Annotated in this window: 14 protein-coding genes; 12 read left to right on the plus strand and 2 right to left on the minus strand. The window is 40.9% G+C overall.

What is annotated here, in order from left to right:
* Positions 1 to 217: 217 nt before the first annotated feature.
* The 4 genes from NH153_RS19830 to radD all read left to right on the plus strand — a co-directional run bounded on the left by NH153_RS19830 (position 218) and on the right by radD (position 9,512).
* Positions 218 to 2,884, plus strand: coding sequence for a TonB-dependent receptor (locus NH153_RS19830; RefSeq protein ID WP_063707096.1), 2,667 nt, complete (start codon positions 218 to 220; stop codon positions 2,882 to 2,884).
* Between the two features lie 243 nt (positions 2,885 to 3,127).
* Positions 3,128 to 7,282 (plus strand): ATP-binding protein, encoded by a 4,155-nt coding sequence (locus NH153_RS19835; protein WP_063707098.1) that lies wholly within the window; start codon positions 3,128 to 3,130, stop codon positions 7,280 to 7,282.
* A gap of 110 nt (positions 7,283 to 7,392) precedes the next feature.
* A complete protein-coding gene (locus NH153_RS19840; RefSeq protein WP_063707100.1) occupies positions 7,393 to 7,698 on the plus strand; it encodes an H-NS histone family protein in 306 nt (101 codons plus the stop codon).
* A 68-nt stretch (positions 7,699 to 7,766) separates the two neighbouring features.
* Positions 7,767 to 9,512, plus strand: a complete 1,746-nt coding sequence (gene radD / locus NH153_RS19845; protein WP_063707102.1) for a DNA repair helicase RadD — start codon at positions 7,767 to 7,769, stop codon at positions 9,510 to 9,512.
* A 26-nt stretch (positions 9,513 to 9,538) separates the two neighbouring features.
* Here the strand turns inward: radD and NH153_RS19850 are convergent, their stop codons facing one another.
* Positions 9,539 to 9,871, minus strand: a complete 333-nt coding sequence (locus NH153_RS19850; RefSeq protein ID WP_063707104.1) for a ribonuclease E inhibitor RraB — start codon at positions 9,869 to 9,871, stop codon at positions 9,539 to 9,541.
* 201 nt (positions 9,872 to 10,072) lie between these two features.
* Here NH153_RS19850 and NH153_RS19855 point away from each other — a divergent pair, with 201 nt between their 5' ends.
* The 6 genes from NH153_RS19855 (at position 10,073) to NH153_RS19880 (ending at position 21,381) form a co-directional block, all read left to right on the plus strand.
* A complete protein-coding gene (locus tag NH153_RS19855) occupies positions 10,073 to 11,770 on the plus strand; it encodes an autotransporter assembly complex protein TamA (RefSeq protein WP_420820061.1) in 1,698 nt (565 codons plus the stop codon).
* Entirely contained in the window at positions 11,770 to 15,456 is a 3,687-nt protein-coding gene (tamB, locus tag NH153_RS19860; RefSeq protein WP_063707108.1) for an autotransporter assembly complex protein TamB, read from the plus strand. The genes NH153_RS19855 and tamB overlap by 1 nt, the downstream gene beginning before the upstream one ends.
* A 91-nt stretch (positions 15,457 to 15,547) precedes the next feature.
* Positions 15,548 to 16,438 (plus strand): peptidylprolyl isomerase, encoded by an 891-nt coding sequence (locus NH153_RS19865; protein WP_063707110.1) that lies wholly within the window; start codon positions 15,548 to 15,550, stop codon positions 16,436 to 16,438.
* Between the two features lie 260 nt (positions 16,439 to 16,698).
* Positions 16,699 to 20,589, plus strand: a complete 3,891-nt coding sequence (gene hrpA, locus NH153_RS19870; protein WP_063707112.1) for an ATP-dependent RNA helicase HrpA — start codon at positions 16,699 to 16,701, stop codon at positions 20,587 to 20,589.
* Positions 20,590 to 20,662: 73 nt separating this feature from the next.
* Positions 20,663 to 21,076, plus strand: a complete 414-nt coding sequence (locus NH153_RS19875) for a response regulator (protein WP_267894693.1) — start codon at positions 20,663 to 20,665, stop codon at positions 21,074 to 21,076.
* An 8-nt stretch (positions 21,077 to 21,084) separates the two neighbouring features.
* On the plus strand, positions 21,085 to 21,381 hold the full coding sequence (locus tag NH153_RS19880; protein ID WP_063707113.1) for a PilZ domain-containing protein: 297 nt from the start codon (positions 21,085 to 21,087) through the stop codon (positions 21,379 to 21,381).
* Here NH153_RS19880 and NH153_RS19885 read toward each other — a convergent pair.
* Positions 21,378 to 22,568, minus strand: coding sequence for a class I SAM-dependent methyltransferase (locus NH153_RS19885; protein ID WP_063707115.1), 1,191 nt, complete (start codon positions 22,566 to 22,568; stop codon positions 21,378 to 21,380). The genes NH153_RS19880 and NH153_RS19885 overlap by 4 nt on opposite strands.
* Positions 22,569 to 22,703: 135 nt before the next feature.
* Between NH153_RS19885 and NH153_RS19890 the strand changes: the two genes are divergently transcribed.
* Positions 22,704 to 23,351, plus strand: a complete 648-nt coding sequence (locus NH153_RS19890) for an HD domain-containing protein (RefSeq protein WP_063707118.1) — start codon at positions 22,704 to 22,706, stop codon at positions 23,349 to 23,351.
* Positions 23,344 to 23,745 (plus strand): VOC family protein, encoded by a 402-nt coding sequence (locus NH153_RS19895; RefSeq protein ID WP_171038313.1) that lies wholly within the window; start codon positions 23,344 to 23,346, stop codon positions 23,743 to 23,745. Before NH153_RS19890 ends, NH153_RS19895 begins: the two co-directional genes overlap by 8 nt.
* Position 23,746: the final 1 nt, after the last annotated feature.

Here is a 23,746-nt window from a genome sequence, read left to right on the forward strand (position 1 = left end):
TATATAAATTAATGTGAAATATATGTAATCAGATTTTTCTCTAATTTTATATACAGGTGAAACTTAAAATTTACATTGAAAAACAATGGTTAAAAAACTGTTGACCAAAAGTTGTCCCTAATATTAGTATTTAATCCCCTTATGAGGTACTAGTACCTTTTAAGGGGTTAAAATAAATTAATAAAGTCATAACATGGATATGACCAGGGAGAATCAAATGTTAAATAATCAAGTTTCAAAAGCAGTTCGCTTAGCGATTGCTTTTGGTGCAGCGTCAACTGCTGCATTTTCAGCTTCGTCTTTTGCTGCTGAAGAAGAAGGTGCAGAAAAAGTTGAGCGAATCGAAGTTACTGGTTCACGTATTAAACGTACAGATATCGAGGGTGCAAACCCTGTAGTTGTAATCGACCGTGCATCTTTAGATAATTCAGGTCAACTAAGTGTTGCAGACGTATTAAACCGCTCAACATTCAACTCATTTGGCTCAATTCAACCATCATCAGGTAGTACTGCGCAAAGCCAGGCAACAGTTAACTTACGTGGTTTAGGTTCTTCTAGAACACTAGTACTAATCAATGGTAAGAAAATGCCAGGTTCACCTGTTATGGGTGGTGGTGCAGCTGACTTAAATACCATTCCTTTTGCGGCTGTTGAACGCATTGAAGTGATGGGTGATGGTGCATCAGCTGTATACGGTTCTGATGCGATCGCTGGTGTAGTAAACATTATTTTAAGAAAAGACTTTGAAGGTGTTCAAGTTCAGGGTCGTATGGGTTCTCCAAGCCGTGATGGTGGTGGTGATGAATCATCATTCTCAATTATCACAGGCCTTAAATCTGAAAACTCAAACTTAGTATTCAGCTATGAGCATGACGAGCGTGATATCATTTTTGCTCGTGACCGTTGGTTCTCTCGTGCAACAGATGATGGTTCAGGTACATTCGCTGGTACAACAGGTCAAAGCTGGTACGGCCGTAACATCCTAGACATGCAAACATTTGAGTTTAATCCAATGATCACTGGTCAAGATTGTTCTCAATATGGTTCAGCATTTGCTTATCATAACGATGCTCCAGACTTCCCAGATGATGATGGCTGTCATTATGATTACACTGCGGTTGCTGCTGACGCTGCATCAACGAAGCGTGACTCAGTATTCGTAAACTTTGATTATGACATCAATGATGATCTAATTTTTAACTTCCGTTCATTACACTCGCGCAACGAGAGTTTTGGTCGTTTCGCACCTGCTGCGGGTTGGTTTACTTTCCCAATCGCGCTTGCTGAAGATACAACTAAAGGTTTAACGGCAGTTAACGAAGGCGACCGTGGTTATTACCGCTTTAATAACGTAGGTACTTCACGTGATACTTGGCAAGTTAGTAACATGGCTGATTGGAGTGCATCTCTAAATGGTATGGGTGACACGATCGACTGGCACGTTGATGCACACTATAACCGTTATGAAATGAACGAGTGGGGCCAAGGCTATGTTCACCGCCCAAGCGTAGAAAATGCAATTGTTGATGGTTGGGATCCTCGCGACCCTGATCAATCGGCATATGCTGAGCAATTAGCGAATATTGCTGCAAACAGTAACCGTCGTTCTGGTAGTACATTACGTGAAGTAACTGCAGGCGTTAGCTTCAATGAGTTAGCTACTTTACCAGGTGGTGAACTTGGCTTATACGTTGGTGCTAGCTACCGCGAAACTGATTACTTTGACCAAGCTGAAGCTCAAAACGAAGCGAAAAACATCATCGGTACTGCTGGTGGTTCAGCAGCAGGTGATCGTACAGAATCAGCTGTTTTTGCTGAAATGTTAATCCCTGTGATTGATACATTAGAGCTTAACTTAGCTGCACGATATGATGACTACAGCGATGTAGGTTCTTCATTTGTACCTAAAGTTTCACTTAAGTATCAACCATTTGATGAGTTAGTGTTACGTGCTGCTTGGGGTGAAGGTTTCCGTGCTCCAACGCTAGAAGATTTATATAAAGCACCACAAGAGTCAGCTTCATCAGCTAAAGACGTTGTGGTATGTTCATCAGCGGGTACATCACGCTCTGATTGTCGTACTCAACAACATACAACTTACTTCATTGGTACTGATTCCTTAAAGCCTGAAGAGTCAGAAAGTGTTAGCTTCGGTGTGGTTTATAACGTCACAGATAACATTGATATGTCAGTTGACTACTATGATATTAAAATCACAAACCAAGTTAGCTCTCTATCTACACAAGACGTATTTGACCTTGAGTTAGCGGGCCTTTTAGGTGACCCTGAAAATCCAAATGATAACGCAGCTGGTTATGACCAAGTATCTGTAGACCGTGGTGGTAATCCAACTGGTCGTTCATTACTTGTAACTGCGCCAATGGCTAACATCCCTGGTTTCTCTACAGATGGTTTAGACTTCAAACTAAACGCTGTATTTGACTTAGGTGGTGCAGGTCAACTTCGTTCTAAGTTTGCTTGGTCAGAAGTACTTAGCTATGAAGAACCAGATATCATCGGTTACCCGAACGTTGATAAAATTGGCCGTGCTGGTTTACCAGAAAGAAGAATTAGCTGGGGTTTAACATGGGATATCGAAGCTCACATGTTAAATGTAAACTGGAATCACATTGCTTCAACAGCTGAAGAAACTGAAGATGCAAATGACGAAGGTACTAAGTTTAAAGCTGTTGGTGAGTTATCTTCATATAACATTATTGATGTTAACTATACTTACGCAACGCCTTGGAACCTTGATTTAACAGTTGGTGTTAATAACCTAGCTGATAAAGATCCAGTATTGAACTCTGAACTGGCGTACGACGATACTCTTTATAGCCAAGTGGGTCGTCTGTACTATGCAGGTTTCAAATTTAAGTTCTAAACGAACGATTTAAATACTTGTATATTAAAACCCTGCACTTGCAGGGTTTTTTATTTTATAAACAAATTCACTATAGGTTTTACAGTTATAAAATAATTTATTTTTAAGGTTTAATTATTTACTTAAGCTCTTGCGCAAGATTTACGTGCAGTTGTTTAAATCAATTTATGCTCTTATACTTAAAAAACCTTAATAAAAGCGATGTTTCAGTTGAGTTATTTCCATAAAATCATAGTGTTGTTTTTGACGCTGTGTCTTTCATTCGATGTCTTAGCCACACAACTCAAAGCGGGTATCGTCAGCTACAATTTTTTTCCTTACCATACCCGGGATGCTGATGGGCAGTTTTCTGGGGTTATTGTTGGCTACAGTAATGAAATTGCACGTTTGGCTGAAGCGGATCTTGAATATCGTGTCTTTGATAGCTTAGATGAACTTTTAGATGCGCTTAAAGCCGGTGAAATTGATTTTGCGGTGGGTTTAAATAAAACGGCGCAACGTAAAAAGCATTTCTTATTTTCTACCCCCTTCATGGAAGCGCCTAGAGGTATTGTCGCAAATCAATCTATCGCGAATGACGCACTAAAAAACTTGGCGAGTCTGCGATGGGTATGTATTACAGGGAGTTCACATTGTGAATACCTAGTTGAAAATGGCGCGCTATTTATTAATCGTTTTATAAAACCCGAAGATGCTTTTAAAAAAGTTGCCGATGGCACGTTCGACGCCTTTATGGGCGATTACTCAGTATTATCCCACCAACTTAAAAACCGCTCTCAAGAAAACCTTAAAGTTGTGAGTCCAATTTGGCTATCGAGTGAAACCTTGCATGTTATGTTTAATAAAAATAAAACAGCATTACGCAATCAGGTTAACTCAGTACTTGCTGCGATTTCACCGACCACGAAACAACTGTGGGAAAGCTCTGCCAGCGAAGAATATTTAGCAGCTAAAGCGTATAGTCAATTCAAGCGAGATTTTAATCGTATTGATAAAAAAGAAGAAAATAATTACTTACTGACTTTTTCATTTGTGGATGGTCTCTATCCAATTCATGCAACCAGCAATGTAGGTGAAGCCAGTGGTTACCTAAACGATACCCTTGAGCTATTAGCACAACGTAGTGGCTTTCAATTCAAATATATTCCAGCAGCAAACAGTAAAGAACTCGAAAGGTTATTTTTAGCCAATAAAATCGATCTGATCCCAACAATGACTCCCACCAAAATTGATGAAGGGGTATTAATTGCGCTGCCATCACATTACAGTTTAGAAATGGTGTTGATCTCAAAGCGAGCGAGTAACACCAAGCGAATAGGTTATTTAGAGGTATTTGCCGATCCGAAACAAAAGCTTTTAACGAATGAGTTAGTCGAGACGGTTTCATTTGACTCTATCAAAACGCTATTTTTTGCACTCAGGAATGACAATATTGACGCGGTGATCCTGCCGCAAAGTATTGCAGCCTACCAATTAAACCAATTCTATATTGGTGAGTTTTATATCAATCCGAAATACCGATATACCCAGCCTATTTATTTTTTAGTGAATAAACATTTTTCAGAATTTGCGACGTTGCTAGATAGTCTGTTCAAAACATTGACCAGCAATGATTTTAGCCATGTTGTTAATCGCCATGGTATTTTTAGTATTGAGCGTGGTTATGATAGAAAAACGGTAAATACCACGGCTATTCTCATTTTAATTCTGATTGCTGTATCGGTGATCTATTTTATTAGTTGGCGTTTAACCATTAACCGTGAAATTGCAAAGCGTAAAGAGGCTGAAGAAGTGGCCCTCAGTAAGCTTAACTTCACGCAAAAATTGATAGATGACTTACCGACAATGGTGGTGATTCAAGATCAGCACCAAAAACGCATTATGTGGAACAGGGCCTACAAAGAGAATTTTGCACACCTATGGGATGAAAATAACCAATACCTGCGTGGCGATATTAAAGTCGTAAAAAAACTGATTTCACAAAATGAGCAAAGTTTAAGTTCAGGTAAAGTCATTAATCAGCATATTAATTACATCAACAAAGCTGGCAAAGAACTGGAGCTGCTATATACCAAAAAGCCTTATGTGGGTTTAGATGGTGAGCTGGCTGGTATTATGACCGTACTTACAGACGTGACAGAGCATCGTCATTTGCAGCGTGAGAATCAGTCAGTTCAGCAGTTATTGCAAACTATTACAGATACCATACCTGGAGGCGTGTTCCAGTATGAATACTATGACAACGGTGAGGGATGTTATACCTATATAAGTAAAGGCGCACAGAGCTTATTAGGAATTACGTCGAGAATGATTAACCAGCGCGGTATGACAGGTTGTATTTCGCCTTTTATTGTTGATGAAGATCGGGTACACATCGCGAAGAGCTTTAAAGCTGCCAGTAAACTCAACAAAATGATCGATATTGAGTTTCGGATAAATAATCTCGGCCAGCAAATTTGGTGTCGTTATATTGCCAATGCAGAAATTAATAAACGTGACGATAGGCAAGGGGTGAGGTGGAATGGTATCTTGCTAGATATTAGCTTACTTAAACGCCAACAAGCAGACTTAAGTAAAGCCACTCAGCTTGCACATCAAGCTGATTTAGCAAAAAGCCGTTTTATTGCCACCATGAGCCATGAATTAAGAACACCTATGTCAGGGGTGAATGGCTTTATAGAGCTTCTAAAATCATCACCACTTGATGAAGAGCAGCATTATCTGGTGGATCATATCGACAGCTCAGTAACCAAGCTTCGTACATTAGTGGATGATATTTTATATTTTGCTAACACCAGTACGGGTAATATCGAAGTTGAATTACGCGAAGTCGATTTAGAAGCACATTTATGCCGTGTAATGCGTGCCCATGAATACCTTGCTAAGCAAAAAGGGCTTGAGTTCAATCTGATATGGCGCACTGCGGCGTACACGCTCGCATCGGTCGATATAAGTCACCTGATGCAAGTCCTTTCAAATGTGTTAAACAACGCCGTAAAATTTACAGAAAAAGGCTCAATAAGTTGTGATGTGTTATTTGATAAGCAATCTCTAAAAATTGAAATATCAGATACAGGTAAAGGCATGACAGCCGAACAGCTGGCACATACATTTACTCCTTTCGAGCAAGCTGATAACTCTATTCAACGTCGACATGGCGGTACCGGATTAGGTTTGAGCTTGGCAAAGCAACTGGTTGAAGCCATGCAGGGTGAAATCTCCCTTTCAAGTACCTATGGTAAAGGCACTAATGTGTATATTGCTGTGCCACTTAAAAACGTCAGCAAACAAAAACTACAGGCTGTTTCAATCAATTGGGCTGTGTGTAGTCAAGATCATCAGTTATTAAATAACCTTGCAAGTATGGGCGTTAAGCACCACCCGTTAAGTGCGCCAATTGATAAAGAGGCATTTGAACAAGCTGACAATATTCTAATTGATGAGAGCTATATTAAAGCGTTGTGGGGAGAGCAGTGGCAGCAGTCTATTAGTGCCGCAAACAATAACTATATTTTAGTAGCAAGTGCTAAAAAAGCGCATAGACCAGCAAATTGTAGCTGTCATATTCTCCCTGTAGAACCATTATACCCAGATACCTTACGTGAGCTTATAAACAGCGTACACACCAGTGATGATGAGGGCATACCTACGCATAATACACAGATACATGGGCAAATATTAATCGCTGAAGATAATAAAACAAATCAGCTATTACTTGAAAAGCAATGTCAGAAGCTCGGTATCAAAGCCGTGATGGTTGATGATGGCATTGCTGCACTTAGGGCGCTTGAAACAGGGCATTTTGATTTATTATTAACAGACTGTCATATGCCCGATTTAGATGGGTTTAAATTAACAGAGCAATTACGAAGCCAAGAAAAGTTTAAACGTTTACCAATAATTGGCTTTACTGCAGATGATTCAAAAGAGTGTTTAAATAAAGCACTCAAATCAGGCATGAATTGTGTGCTATTTAAACCATATAAACTCAATGAATTATATAATCGTTTAGTTGAGTTTATCGATTTAAAAACAGATGATTTGCCTAACGGTAACGAAGGGAGTGATATCAGTTTACAGGGTATAAAAGATAAACAACACTGGTTAACTATTTTTGGAAATGAGAATGACGCAAAAATGCTCGCTGACGTGTTTATAAGCAGTTTGCAAAGTGACTTAAATACCTTGCATGAGCACTTGGAATCTCAAAATTCAGAAAAGGTTTCTGCAGCAATACATAAGCTTAAAGGCGCTATTGTGATGTTGCAATATCCACCTTTGTCTGAACTAATCGTGACAACAGAAAATACCTTTAACCAACAGCAAGATACATTAATTGTCGAAAAGTTAATTACAGAGCTAAGCGATGTCATAGATAAAATTAAGCTATGGCTATAATAAAAAGATAGGATGAAAAATAAACATAGAATAGATTATTTTATGATTTCAACATATACTAGGTCGTGTTGAACATTTAACCTAACTTTTAATATTTAAGAGAGCTCTCAATGAAAGAAATCCGATCTTTTGTTAAATCTGCGTCATTATCTGAATTAGAAAAAGCAAAACAGCTAATCGACACAGCAATCGAGAAATATACTCAACAGCAAGAAGCTAAAAAAGAAGTACTCGATCTACTAAAAGAAAAAGGACTTACATTAGAAGATCTACAGGATGTAGCAACAACGGATAAGCGTACAAAAGTAAAACCAAAGTACCGCATCGAATTTAATGGCGAAATCGTTGAATGGACAGGCCGTGGTAAACGTCCTAAAGCATTCCAAGGTGTGGATTTAACAAAACACCTCGCTTAATTTTTGCTTTAAAGAATATCAAGGGAAGCGTATGCTTCCCTTTTTTATGTCGATTATAGTCCGATAACATGAAGTACGTACTCAGACCCTATCAACAAGAGGCCGTGGCTCGCACGGTTGCTCACTTTCGACAAACAGACGACGCCGCCCTGATTGTATTACCAACAGGAGCAGGAAAAAGCCTGGTTATTGCTGAACTTGCACGTATTGCCAAACAAAAAATTATGGTGCTTGCGCATGTTAAAGAGCTGGTAGAACAAAACGCTGAGAAATATATTAGCTTTGGCTTTAAGGCGAGTATTTTTTCTGCAGGGTTAAAACAAAAGTCTTTAACAGAGCAAGTCACCTTTGCAAGTGTGCAATCATTGGCTCGCAATACAGAGCAGCTTACCGATGCGTACTCTTTGTTGATCATTGATGAATGCCACCGTGTAAGCGGTGATGACAACAGTCAATACGGGCAGGTCATAGCGAGTCTAAAAAAACAAAACCCCAACCTTAAAGTGCTTGGCTTAACCGCGACACCATTTCGTATGGGGATGGGCTGGGTTTATCATCATCACTATCATGGTTTTGTTAGAGGGGATAAAGAGGCACCATTTAAGAAGTGTATTTTTGAGTTACCACTGCGCTATATGATCAAAAACGGCTATTTAACGCCACCCCATGAAGTTGATGCAGCTATTAGCCATTATGACTTTTCATCATTGCCGAGTGATTCATTTGGCCGGTACAGCATTGAGAATATGAATGCGTTATTAAAAGATAATACACGTGCAACAAAAGCCATTATCAATCAAGTAATAGAATACAGTGAACAGCGTCATGGCGTAATGATCTTCGCCGCAACTGTGATGCATGCCAAAGAAATTACCAGTTACTTACCTGAGGATAGTACGGCACTTATCACGGGTGATACGGATAATAACGAACGTGACCGGATTATTAATCAATTTAAAGCCAAAAAAATAAAGTATTTAGTTAATGTGTCCGTACTCACGACGGGTTTTGATGCACCTCACGTTGATTATATTGCGATTTTACGCCCCACCGAGTCGGTCAGTTTATACCAACAGATTGTGGGTCGAGGCTTGCGTTTAAGCGAAGGGAAAAAAGACTGCTTAGTTATTGATTATGCAGGTAACGGCTTTGATTTATTTTACCCTGAAGTAGGCAGTAAAAAAGCGCAAAGTGATAATGAACCAGTTCAAGTGCTGTGCCCAGGCTGTGGATTTGCGAATATTTTTTGGGGTAAAACAGACAGCGAAGGCAAAGTGGTTGAGCATTTTGGCAGGCGTTGCCAAGGCTTGCTGGACGATGGTGAAGAGCAAGTACAGTGTGATTACCGTTTTCGTTTTAAAGAATGTGAGCAGTGTGGAGAACAAAATGATATTGCTGCAAGGCAGTGTCAGTCTTGTGGTGCAATGATGGCAGACCCTGATGATAAACTGCGAGAGGCGCTTAATCTCAAAGATGCCTTGGTATTAAGATGTAGTGGTTTGTCGGCACAGTTGCTCGCAAAAGGTTTACTTAAAATTAGCTACTATGATGAAGATGGAGCCAGTTGTGATGAGGTGTTTAACTTAGCAAATGACACCGGTCGGTTTATTTTTAATAAGCAGTTTGGAAAACGAGCAGCACCAGGTTTTACCCCAATTAATTGGCAAAGCGCGGAGCAGGTTGTCGATTCACAGCAGCAATTACTGGCACCCGATTTTGTGATTGCACGAAAAAATAAAAAATACGGTTGGAAAGTGGCAGAAAAGCTATTTGATTATCAAGGCAATTTTCGTAAGGCGAATCAACTACATTGATCCCCTTACGAGATTGTGGGAATGGCTTATTCTTCTTCGGCCATTAAACCCCAGCCATCACCATAACCATTATGGCCATTAGCGATGCTTTCTAAGTATTGTTCAGTTTGGCTAAGTAACGTGTGATCTGGCACCATCTTCACGCGAGTAATTACTTCCCACACCCCAGTATCTGGGCATTTGGTTAACTCTGTTGAAGGGGCTAGCTCATCACTTGCAATGGCTTTAGCAAATTTTTCTGCTTCAGGCTTTTGCTCAAAAAGAATATAGAAATCGATAGTTTGCATACTGGTTAAATCAACACCAGCGTCAGCAATTTCAGCTAATAATTGACCGTTTTCGTCATCAGGGAAGTGCATTTAGTCGCTCATTCATTATAAATCTAGGTATTATCCGCTATTGTAGCGAAAATAATTGTTTAACGCGTACTAATTTTAACATTTCAATTATGTCAGTGGCTATTGCACTGTGCTAGTATCTTTTTGTACTCATTTTAGATTATGACTCTTCCAAAAAAGTAAGGATATTTTTTGTATACTCGGCATTTGTTGTTTGTCTTTGTGCTTTACTGCTTCTCTTATAGTCAGCATGCGATTAGTGCAGCCACCGTTATTAAAGATTATAAAATTCAAGGGATCAGTGATGAGCTTGAAAAAAACGTTGAGCTTTACATTAAGCAACTGGTCGATGAAAAAACTTCCAAGGCGTTGAGGCGTCACGCAAAAAGCCAAGTAGAAATGAGTTTAAAAGCGCTTGGTTATTATAAGCCGACTATCAAAATTAGTTTCGATAACGCACAGCAGTTATTGATTGTTGATGTTGAACGTGGCCCAGTTACGCGAATTGCAGATATTAATGTGACTATCACAGGTGCCGGTAAAGATGACGCTGAATTCATGTCGGCCGTCAACAGCATCAAAATCAAACAAGGTGATTTTTTAAATCATGGCAAATATGAGGCTGCAAGAAAACGTATTGAAAGCCAATTATTAGAGTTAGGTTATTTTGATGCGAAATGGCATGAGCATAAATTGGCGGTATCGCTAAAAAATAATAGCGCAAAGATCATTTTTAATGTTGATACCGGGCCTCGCTATCAGTTTGGTATTATCACCATCGGTAGTGAGACACCTGCTGAAAAATACATTCGTTCGCTGGCTGAATTTAAGCAAGGGCAGCCTTACAAATCTACCGAAGTTTCGGATTACAACTTAGCATTATCGAGTACACCCTATTTTACAAGTGTGCGCGTATATGCCGACATTGCAAAACGTAAAAATAATCAAGTGCCTGTGAATGTTGATGTGTTACATAAGCCTGCCAATAGCTATGAAGTCGGTGGCGGCTACAGCACAGACCTAGGACCAAAAGTACGTTTCAAATGGACGAAACCTTGGATCACCGAAGATGGTCATTATTTAGAAAGTAATTTGAATGTGTCAGAACGTCAGCAAGATATTTCACTCGGTTATACGGTGCCGGTTGATGACCCTAATGATGATCTTTGGCGTTTTTCTGTGGGTTACAAACTTGAAGATGAATTAACCAATGATTTATACAGCCGTATATTCACGGGGCAACTCCAGCGGCAGTGGCTAACCGATGATGATTGGGTACGGACAGCCTTTTTAAGACGCGATTATGAGACCTATCGAATAGGGGATGAAGAGCAAAGCGCAAAAATGCTAATGCCTGGTATTAGTTATGCGAAAAAGGATACCGAAGGAGGCACAACACCTTATGAAGGTTATCAATGGATGGTATCGGCCGAATTTGGTTTAAAAGACATGATGTCTTCAACCAATATTTTGCGATTGCAACTGCAAAATGCGTGGTTAACCACCTTTGCAGATCGCCATATGCTGTTTTTAAGAGCCAATCTTGGCGCCATGCTAGTCGATAATATCAACAACGTTCCGCTATCGCTTCGTTTCTACGCGGGGGGTGATCAAAGTGTGCGTGGTTTTGCTTATGAATCTATTTCGCCTGAAGATGAGAAAGGCCGTTTAATTGGTGGTAAATATTTAATGAGCGGCACCGTTGAATATAACTATCAATTTGCTGAGCATTGGCGCGCGGCTTTATTTGTCGATAGTGGTACCGCGACAAATGATTTTAGTGATCGCGTTGAAGTCGGTGCCGGTTTTGGTTTTCGCTATTTAACACCGGTTGGCCCTGTACGTATCGACCATGCTTGGGGTTTAACAAAAGAAAGCAAAAGTACCCGATTAAGTATTACCATAGGGCCTGAAATCTAATGAAGATGTTAAAAAAGATAACTAAGGTTCTATCGATCACGTTGGCAAGTTTGCTAGTCATTGTGTTTTGTTTGTTGTTTACCGCACCCGGTAATCACTTTATTGCGTACACAGCTAATAAGTTAGTTGATGGTTTAACAATTAAGCTGCCATCAGGGCGGTTTTTATATAACGATGCGTTTGATGTTTATTTTGAAAACCAAGGCATCAAGCTTGATGCAAAGCAGCTAAAAATTGATTTGTTCTGGTGGCGTTGTGATGGTATCTGCCTTGATAATTTAAGCGCCCAATCGATAGATCTAAGCATTAAGGGTCAAGCGGCATCAACCGAACAGAGCACGCAAGCAGAGCCCGAAATTGAACAAGTTACACAAATCAGCTTGCCAATGAAAGTGACTGTGAAGCGTATTGCCATTAATCGCTTTAATCTCGCGCACCCGAGTGCCGATGTAACAGTCAACAAATTAAACTTAAATGGTCGCGGCGAAGCATCGGATCTTACTGTGGATTCACTGACCATTGCTGATGTTGCTGTGATGCTGCACGAAGCAAAAGAGCAGCCTAAATCAGCCCCATTAACTGAGTTGCCAGCATTACCCGCAATTGATATTACGCTCCCAATTAATGTTGAGCTGAAGCAATTTCAAATCAGTAGAGTTGCCGTTACTCCTTATGGCGCAGAAGAGGCTCAGCTTATTGAAAATATCGAGTTGATTGCGTCAGCCAAAGGAAGCGATATTAATCTTGAAAAGTTTGCAGCAGGTTATCAGCAATGGCAATTGCACTCTAACTTAATGGCAGAGCTTTCGGGTGAAAATTCAATTGAGGGCGCAGTCTCAGTAAAAAGCACTGAGCATCAAGCGAAGTTATCGGTTTCAGGCCCGCTTGCGAATTTAAAGTTAGATTTAGTGACACAGGGGACATACCCAGCAGAGCTAAAAGGAACTGTGAATTTAAAACAAACAAATTACCCGTTTGATTTAACAGGCCAGATAGCAAAGTGGCAAATTGCGACAGACACACAACAGTTGCAATTATCAGACTTTGATTTAAAAGCGAAAGGCCATGCCGATGCTTATGCTGTCGATTTGAGCTTAGTCACACAGTTAGACGCATTACCGGCAATGACCGTGAAATCGCAATTACAAGGTAGTTTAACAAACGCAAAACTTGAGCAGTTAAGCCTTAATGCCAACGACAGTAAAGCAGACATTAATGCATCCGTTGATTGGTCAAATGGGGTGAAAAGTGAATTTAAAGGGGTTTTAAGCCATTTAAAAGCACAATACTTAACGGATGCACTAAGTAGTGATTTATCTGGTGAGTTTAATGGTTCATTCAATTTACAGGCAAGTGAGTGGCAGCTTGCGTTGGATAATACACAATTAAATGGTTCTGTGAATGACGTGCCAGTGACCTTATTGTCGGATTTTGAACTTGATAGCAGCTTGCATGCGAGTTTCAATAAACTAGAAGTGAAAAGCGGTAAAAATGAGATTGCTTTATCGGGTCAGGTAGATGATGTATGGCAAGTTGACGGCAAATTGCGTTTAGATGCAAGTGGTCAAGATATCTTGCCTATGCAAGGCAAGGGCTTTGCTGATTTGAGTTTGCGTGGTGAGCGTCTTTCGCCAACGGTTGATTTAAATTTAGTTCTTAATACATTGAGCTATCAAGATATTCAGGTTGATGGTTTAACATTAAAAGGGCAATTTGATTACGCAGCCGATTGGCAAACAGATGTGTCACTGGTGCTTGATTCTGCATCGATTAGCGAACACAAAATTAATCAAATTGAGTTAGACGCTAGCGGCGATAAAACAGATCACCATTTAACTTTTTTACTCGATGCAGACCAAGGCAAGGCGTCGTTTGATATTGACGGTAAATTTAATAAAGAAACCTGGCAAGGTGCGCTAAGCCAAATTCTTGTTACCGATAATCAGGTGCGCTTTGGCACTAATAAACCAATTAATATTCAAGTTAATACCAAAACCTTTGACTTTAATGTCGCTGCACATTGCTGGCAAAGTGATAACTCAAAATTATGCTTTGAGACTTTGCAGCAAACTAAGCAGTTAGGCCAGTTAAATGCACAGCTTGCAGCGTTATCGATTGCTGAATTTAAACACTTCTTACCCGATAACTTGAAAGTAACTGGCGATGCAAGCGGGGAGTTTGTTGCCAACTGGAATAATGGCGCACTAAAAACTATTCGTGCCAATATCAAAACTCAGCAGCTTGAAGCATCCTTAATCGATGGTGCAAGTGTATATAAATTACCGGTTGAGGTTTTAGATATATCGGCAATGAGCGACGCACAAGTTGGTAAACTTAATGCCACTATTGATTCATCCGTATTAGGTAAAGTAACGTCAGAGCTCAACATTGATGATATTCAAAATCAACAGACCTTAGCGGGCGACTTGGTTATTGAGAAAATTGAGTTAACAAACCTACGTCCTTTTATTGCTTCACTTGAGCAATTAACAGGCGACATAAAAGGCCGGTTAGCAATTGCAGGTACTTTAAAAGAGCCATTACTCAATGGTGATTTTGATGTCGAAAAAATCAATCTAGAAGGGGCAACCTTGCCTATATCGCTGCAAAACTCTTATGTGAACATTGCCTTTAATAACCAAAGTGCGAAGCTCACGGGTGAGCTTAAAGACACCGAAGGGGGCGCGCTTAATTTATCTGGCGGTGTTGACTGGCAGCAAGATTTACCGGACGTTGACGTGAAGTTAAACGGTAAAGAGTTTTTTGTGCGTGCTCAACAAGATGTCACCTTTAAAGTGTCTCCAGATTTAACTATGTCATTAAAAAATAATGCGTTTAATCTTGATGGCCAAGTTGTAGTGCCATGGGGAAGAATTGCGATTGAAGAGCTACCAGAAGGCGCTGTGCAAGTCAGTGATGATGAAGTGATTGTTGATATTGAGCAGCAACAATCAGAAAAAGTCCCCTTTGATTATGCAATTAACTTAAAGGTGTTGGTTGAAAATGATGTGCGCGTTGATTCGTTTGGCTTACAATCGAAAGTTGAAGGCGACATTAATATCAGCATGGACCAAGTTACGCCGATGATAGCAACGGGTGAGTTGAACCTAGTTCAAGGTACCTATCGTGCTTTTGGTCAAGACTTGCAAATTCGTACCGGTCAGGTGGGCTTTAGCGGCTCAATTGATAAACCGTACTTGAATATTAAGGCAATTCGTAATCCAGACAACACCTCGAATGGCGTGATTGCAGGTATTACGTTAACAGGCAATGTTGAACAGCCTTCATTAAAAGTATTTTCAGAGCCTGCGATGGACCAAGCCCAAGCATTGGCTTACTTATTAAATGGGCAGCCTCTTGATGAAGGAGATAGCTCAACCGATGCGATGCTGACTCAATTACTGCTTGCTCAAGGTGTTAATCGCAGTGAAGGTGTGGTATCTAAAATCGGTGAAAGCTTTGGCTTGTCTGATGTTAGCTTAAGCTCAAGCGGCAGTGGGGATGACACCAAAGTTGAAATATCTGGCTATGTTACACCGGGTATTCAAGTAAAATACAGTGTCGGTATTTTTGATTCATTAAGTGAAGTGGCGGTACGTTATCAATTGTTGTCGCAATTGTATATCGAGGTCACCAGCGGCCTGTATCAAAATGTTGATATTCTTTATAAATTTGATTGGGACTAATACCTCTACTTGTGACCAAACATCGCTTTTACTTGCTTATTAGGGCATAAGTTAATAGGCTGAATTGTCAGTTACTTAAAAGATAATAACAATGAAATTAAGTCTATTAACTCTGTGCCTTGGCGTAGTATTAGCTGCACCAATTGCTGCAAAAGAAACAAGCCAAAAACGTTCCGCTGGCGAAATCATTAAAACCGCAAGTAGCAGTGAGTGGCGAGCCGTCAGTGCCGAAAACGTCATTAAATTAACCTTACCCACGGGTGCCGCTTATATTGAACTAAACGATAAACTAGCGCCCATTCACGCAAATAACATGCGACAGCTTGCCAAAGAAGGGTTCTATCAAGGCCTAAGTGTGTATCGTTTTGTTGAAGGATTTGTTGCGCAGGGCGGAGATGCCAGCGAAAGTAAACCCGTTAAAAATGCCAAAAAAGGGTTACCCGCTGAGTTTTATCTACGCACTGAGACTCCCTTAGCGATTACAGAGCTTAAAGGGCCTGATGGCTATGCCGCTAAAACAGGTTTTTTAAACGGCTTTGCAGTGGCACAAAACCAAGGCCAAACCGAAACTTGGCAAGTACATTGCCCAGGGATTTTTGCCATGGCCCGCGATAATGATATTAATTCCGGCGGTACTGAATTTTATGTAACCATCGGCAATAGTCAGCGCTATTTAGACCGTAATATCACCGTGTTTGGTCGTGTTTTAGAAGGCATGGAACACTTTAATCTATTGCAGCGTAAAGCCACTGAAGGTCAGCCATTTAATCCCATCACAGATATGCAAGTATTAGCAGATATTAAAGACACTGATAATAGTGAGTTTCGGGTCATGAAAACAGACTCAAATGCCTTTAAAGACCTCATCGAAGCACGTAAAAATCGAGTAGAAGCATGGTTTGTCGAAAGCCCTGATCACATCGATGTTTGTGCAATGCCAATTCCAACCGAGAGGACTGTGCCAACTCGCAATAATACTTAATCATTTTGAGGGATTAAATCTGTCGCTAACGGCGTTAAAAACTTCTCATTTACGACTGCATGGATGCAGGAGGTAGAGCAATGCAGGAGCAATTGCCGAGAACAACTAAATAACGAAATTTTTGCCTTGTTATCAACGAGATTTTATTGCCTCAAAACTGTTCACTTAATTAAGCGAATTGGCATAAATAAAGCCATGACCACCTGATAGATTATTTGATACAATATCAGTCTATTGGTTAAGAAATATAAGGGTATCGGGTGGTTAACCTAGGTCCGCTGTTCGGCGAATTAAAAACGTGTTTACGCAAAGATCAATTCATCTTCAAAAAACGCCTTCATGGCATCAAAAAAATCAACGATGAAACTAAGCAAGCGAGCATAGCGCAAAAAATAGCTGAAGATATTAGCCGTTCGCAGCAATTACGCGAGCATCGTTTGGCTGCCTTGCCTAAAGTGACCTACCCAGAACAACTTCCTGTTAGTCAAAAGAAAGATGACATTAAACAGGCGATCGCCAATAACCAAGTGGTGATCATCGCCGGTGAAACAGGCTCAGGTAAAACGACGCAGATCCCAAAAATGTGTTTAGAGCTTGGCCGAGGTGTTGACGGATACATTGGTCATACTCAACCTCGTCGACTCGCGGCTCGAAGTGTCGCGAATCGTATTGCAGAAGAAATGCAATGCGAGCTAGGCCAACAAGTGGGATTTAAAATTCGCTTTAGCGACCAAGTTTCTGACAATAGTTACATTAAATTGATGACAGACGGTATTCTGCTGGCTGAAATTCAACAAGATAGGTACCTAAATCAATACGATACCATCATCATCGATGAGGCCCACGAACGCAGCCTAAATATCGATTTCATCTTAGGCTATTTAAAAAATTTACTGCCAAAACGCCCTGACTTAAAAGTTATTATCACCTCTGCAACAATTGACCCTGAGCGTTTTTCTAAACATTTTGATAATGCGCCAATCATTGAAGTATCTGGTCGTACTTTCCCAGTAGAGGTTCGTTATAGACCAACCACTGAAATCAACAAAGACGAGATGGAAGCGGATGGTGACCAATTACAGGGTATTTTTGATGCCGTTGATGAGCTTTGCGATGAAGGCCCTGGCGATATTCTGATTTTTATGAACGGTGAACGAGAAATTCGCGATACCGCTGATGCGTTATCAAAGCGAAACCTCAAAGGCACGGATGTTTTACCGCTATATTCGCGTTTATCAAACGCAGAACAAAACCGAATTTTTGCGCCGCACAGCCGCCGTCATATTATTTTAGCCACCAACGTGGCTGAAACATCGCTAACGGTGCCGGGTATTCGCTATGTTATCGACCCAGGTACCGCGCGCATCAGCCGTTATAGCTATCGTACCAAGGTACAACGATTACCGATTGAGCCAATTTCACAAGCCAGTGCCAATCAGCGAAAAGGCCGCTGTGGTCGTATCGAAGCGGGTATCTGTATTCGTTTGTATAGCGAAGAAGACTTTAATTCGCGCCCAGAGTTTACTGACCCTGAAATTTTACGCACTAACTTAGCCTCTGTTATTTTGCAAATGCTTGGTTTAGGGCTTGGCGACATGCAGCAGTTCCCGTTCGTGCAAGCGCCAGATAGCCGCAATATCAACGATGGTTTAACGCTACTTGAAGAACTCGAAGCCATTAAGCCTGCTAAACGTCATAAAAAGACTGAGCTTACTAAATCAGGAAGAAGTTTAAGCCGTTTACCGGTTGATCCACGTTTAGCGAAAATGGTGCTGACTGCCGATGGCTTAGGTGCACTGCGTGAAGTGATTATTATTGTTGCGGCATTGTCGATTCAAGACCCAAGAGAGCGACCACAAGAAAAACGCGGTGCAGCGGATGAAAAGCATGGCCGTTTTGACGACCCTGATTCAGATTTTATCGCCTTTTTAAATCTGTGGAATTACCTTGAAGAGCAGCAATCTGAATTGAGCAATAGCCAGTTTAGAAAGTTATGCCAAAAGGACTTTTTAGCCTATATGCGTATTCGCGAATGGCAAGATATTGTTTATCAGCTATCAACGGTATGTAATGAAATGGGCATGAAGGCCACTACAAATGTTGCTGATAGCGAGCGAATTCATCAATCTTTATTAAGCGGTATGTTAAGTCATATTGGTTTTAAAGATGAAAAACAAATTTATAAAGGCGCTCGCAACAGCCAATTCCATATTTTCCCAGGTTCAGGATTATTTAAAAAGAGCCCAAAATGGATTATGTCGGCAGAGCTTGTTGAGACCAGTAAGCTTTATGCTCGCATCAACGCGCGCATAGACTTGAAATGGGTTGAAGGCTTTGCGCAGCATTTAGTGAAACGCAGCTATAGCGAACCGCATTGGGAGAAAAAGCCGGGTGCAGTTATCGCGTTTGAACAGCAAACCTTGTATGGCCTATTAATTGTAAATAAGCGCCGCTGTGTATACAGCAATATTGACCCGAAAGTAAGTCGCGAGTTATTTATTCGCACAGCATTGGTAGAGCAAGAGCTGGGTCAAAATGAAGGCTTTTTACAGTTTAACCAAGAGCTAATTGAAGATATTCAGGTACTCGAAAATAAATCTCGCCGCCGTGATATCTTGGTTGATGAACAAACTTTATTTGAATTCTACGACAAGAAAATTCCGCAAGATGTAAATAACCGTGCCGCGTTTAATAAGTGGTGGAAGGGACAAAAACAAAAAGATAAGCGCTTTTTGCATATGTCTCGAGAAGAGCTAATGCAGCATGGTGCCGATCATGTCACTGAGTTTGATTACCCAGATACTTGGCAGCAAGAGAACTTGTTATTACCACTGGCTTATCATTTTGATCCAGGGCAAGCCGTTGACGGTGTTGCGGTACAAATTCCGGTAGCACTGTTAAACCAAGTGCAAGAAATTGGCTTTGATTGGCATATTCCAGCATTTCGACATGAGTTAATTTGTGCGCTTATCAAGTCGCTACCAAAAACGATTCGTCGCAACTTTGTGCCTGCGCCAAACTACGCCGATGCGGTACTTGCTGCAATCGAGCCGATGCAAGGCAACTTAATTGATGCAATTAGCACGCGCTTATTACGTATGACAGGTGTGCGTGTTGAGCCAGATGCATGGGATTTATCAACCCTTGCTCCGCATTTACGCTTACAGTTTGAGGTACGCGATGAACACGATAAGTTACTCGCTCGCGGTTTAAATTTATCTAAACTAAAAGCCCAGTTACAAGGTAAGGTAACGGATACCTTATCGAAAGTAGCCGACAAGGGTATAGAAAAAGCTGATTTGACTGAGTGGAGCTTTGGTGAGTTACCAAGCTCTTATGTGAAAAAGCAAGGTCAATACGAAATCAAAGCGTTTCCAGCGCTGGTGGATAAAAAAGACTCAGCAGCGGTTGAGCTATTTGATAATGAGCACAAAGCACAACAGGCGCACCAACAAGGTTTACGTCGCTTAGTGTTATTAAACGTGCCATCACCGATTAAGTATTTACAGCAAAATTTACCGAACAAATCTAAATTAGGTTTGTACTTTAATCCGTTTGGTAAGGTCAATGACTTAATTGATGACTGTATCGCTGCAGCCGTTGATAGCTTATTAACTAAATATGGCAACATTCGCACTGCAGATGCGTTTGAAAAGGCGAAAGAGCAAATTCGCGGCGAGCTCGGTGACACGGTTGTTGAGATCGCTACCCAAGTAGAGCAAGTGTTGAGTATTGCTCATGGTTTAAATAAACGTATGAAAGGGCGTGTTGATTTAACCATGATAACAGCGCACGGCGATATTAAATCACAGTTACAAAGCTTAGTGTTCAAAGGCTTTGTTAGCCAGCATGGTGCAGCAAAGATGACGGATTTAATTCGTTACTTAAAAGCCATTGAACGCCGCTTAGAAAAGCTACCTGTTGATCCTAATCGTGATAGGTTGTGTGTGCTTGAGCTTGAAAAAGTAGCTGAGCAATATCAAAAATTAGCGAACAAAATCCCTAAGGGAATGCCAATTCCTGAAGAGATCAGTGCGATATTTTGGATGCAGCAGGAGTTACGTGTTTCTTTATTTGCACAAACACTAGGGACGCCTTATCCTGTATCTGCTAAACGTGTTTTAAACGCAATCAAAGAATGTGAGTTATAATACTAAGGAATGAGTAATGAGGTTGGCGCCTCCTTGCTTTTAGTTAAGAACACAGATGCTAAAAGGAGATTATGTGGGCATAGAAAAGGAAAGACCGATCTCAGTTCCTGAGCGTACGGTAAATCGACCGCGACCAACCATTTTGGTCGTCGATGATGAATATTTTAATTTTGAAATGCTCAAAGCAAGCCTTGGGAATGAGTTTTCGTTAAGCTATGCAAACTCAGGCACATCGTGCTTAACATCGGCTATTGCTGAGCCGCCGGATGCTATACTACTCGATGTGTGTATGCCGGGCTTAGATGGTTATGATACCTGCCGATTACTAAAAAACACCCCAGAAACAGAGCAAATTCCTGTTGTCATGGTGTCTGGTCTTGAAACCGAGCTTGAACAAAAAGCGGGGTTTGATGCCGGTTGCGACGCCTATGTAGTGAAGCCTTTTTCTGTTAAAACATTAATAGAGAAAATAAAAACACTGGTATAGGAGGCCATATGTTTCATGAGGAGAAACGCGATTTTCGCCGCATGCAAATTCATACCCCTGCAAAACTAATCCCATTAGATGCAGTTAATGGCGAAGAAATTCAGGTGACGTGCACTGATTTAAGTGCAACAGGGCTGGCAATTCACCTTGATGAAGTTTTAGAAATAGGCAGTCTTTATCGGGTGTTAATTGCTTCTACAAGTACAGCAATTACTTCGTTTGATGCCACAGCTAAAGTTGTGCGAGCAACCAAGGAGCAAGATGGCTCCTTGAGTGCCGGTTTAGAAATTGTAAATTTTAACTAGTAAACCTTACAGATCAGGCCTTTAAGATAAAAGCCTTCTGGGTAGCTGCCAGCAATTGGGTGGTCGGCAGCTTGGTTCAGTCGTTCCATAATTAATAAGTCTTTACCTGCATCAAGGGCTGCATCCGCAACCACTTTTTGAAATAAATTTTGTTCCATTAATCCAGAGCACGAGAAGGTAAGTAAAGTGCCACCTGGTTTTAAGATTTGCATCGCAATCATATTAATATCTTTATAACCACGGCAAGCACCGGTTAACTGCGCTTTGTTGTCAGCAAATTTTGGTGGATCCATAACGATAGTATCAAATTGCACACCTTCATCGCGGTATTGGCGCAATAACTTAAAGACATCTTGTTTCACGAAATCAACTTTCGATAAATCAAGGTTGTTATGCTCAACGTTACGCTTAGCCGTATCGAGCGCTGGCTGCGATACATCGACGTTAGTAACGTGTTTACAACCGCCACGCAAAGCATAGAGCGAGAAAGTACCTGTGTAGCTAAAGCAGTTTAATACTGTTTTGTCTTTAACAAAGCGCTCAAGGGCTGCACGGCTATCACGTTGGTCTAAGTAAAAGCCAGTTTTGTGGCCTTCAAGAATGTCTACCTCGAGTTTTAAGCCATTTTCTTCAATGATGACTGGCTCAGTTGGTTCCTTGCCCCAAAGTAGGCCCTTGATTGGCTCAAGGCCTTCTTTGGTGCGAACATCAACGTCCGAACGTTCATAAATATCGCAGCCTGGGAAAATCGTCATTAGTGCAGCAACAATTTCACCTTTATGGCGCTCTGCACCGGCACTAAGCAGTTGGCACACCAATACATTATCAAATTTATCGATAGTGATGCCTGGCAAGTAGTCAGATTCTGCAGCGCTTAAACGAAAACCTGTTAAGCCGCCTTCGCTGATCACCTGTTCGCGCGCAGCATAGGCACGGCGCAAACGTTTTTCAAAAAATGCTTGGTCAATAACTTCGTTTTGATCGAAGCTCCATACGCGAGCGCGAATTTGCGATTGCGGGCTGTAAGCTGCAATCGCTAAAAACTTACCGTCATTGTCATAGATAGTGACAGTGTCACCTAGTCCTGGCTTACCTTTTACTTTTTTAATGGCTTTTGAGAACACCCATGGGTGTTTTCTTTTTAATGATTTTTCTCGTCCAGCTTGCAGGTAAATAGCAGATGACATAGGGATTCTCGCGTCAAACAAAAGGGGGCATAGTTTAATGAAGCACTGGCAAACATACAATGAATGTTTTGAACAAATCCAGTAAGCACGCTAAAGTAAGCATAATTTCAATCAGTTAATGGTGATAGCCAGTATATGCAGCCAGAAATAGACTTTGCAGCTTTAGAAACTCAGTGTCGAGACTTTATTTTGTCTTTACTCCATGCCGATGTCGCACACGATATTAGTCATATTGAGCGAGTAGTGAGGGTTGCAAAACAATTATGTATTGCCGAGCAGGCAGAAATGACTGTGGTGTTACCCGCAGCTTGGTTACATGATTGTGTTGCGGTTGCAAAAAACCACCCAGACAGGGCAAAAGCATCGACCATGGCTGCAGATAAGGCGTTAAGTTTTTTAGCTTCAATTAATTATCCTGAGCAGTATTTTAGTGCTATTCATCATGCTATTGCGGCACATAGCTTTAGTGCCAATATCAAAGTCCAAAGTGTCGAAGCGCAAATTGTGCAAGACGCGGATCGAATGGATGCTTTAGGTGCAATTGGTGTGAGTCGCTGCATGAAAGTAGGGGGCTCAATTGGTCGTTATCTGTATCATAAAGACGATCCATTTTGCTTAAACCGTGAACCTGACGATACAAAATACACCCTCGATCATTTTTTCATTAAGCTGTTACACATTAGCGAGAGTATGAACACGCCATCGGCAAAAGATGAAGCTAAACGACGCACAGCTTACATGCTCGAATTTTTAGAGCAGTTAAAAACCGAAATTGGTGAGTAACATGGCTATTCCATCTTTATGTGGTGTTGATCATTGCCACTTAAATGTTGATGATTTATCGGCTGCGCTAAAGTGGTATCAGCAAGTACTTGGTTTTAATGTGGTACCAGAACTCGCATTTTGGGATGAAGGACAAGGGCCTTTAACCTTAGAAGATCAAGCAAAGACGATTCGTTTAGCACTCTTTGAAGCAGACGGTAGAAGCAAAGGAATTGCCTTTGGCGCAAATGCAGCACAGTTTTTAGCATGGCTTGAGCATCTCGCTCAATTTGATGTTAAAACCCTTGTTGCTGACCATGGTGTTACTTTTTCAATGTATTTTAAAGATTGTGCTGGAAACAGCCATGAAATTACTTCGCATGATTACGATGCAATTAAACAAGGCCTCAAATGAG

It is taken from the genome of Pseudoalteromonas gelatinilytica (assembly GCF_001641615.1).
GTDB lineage: Bacteria > Pseudomonadota > Gammaproteobacteria > Enterobacterales > Alteromonadaceae > Pseudoalteromonas > Pseudoalteromonas gelatinilytica.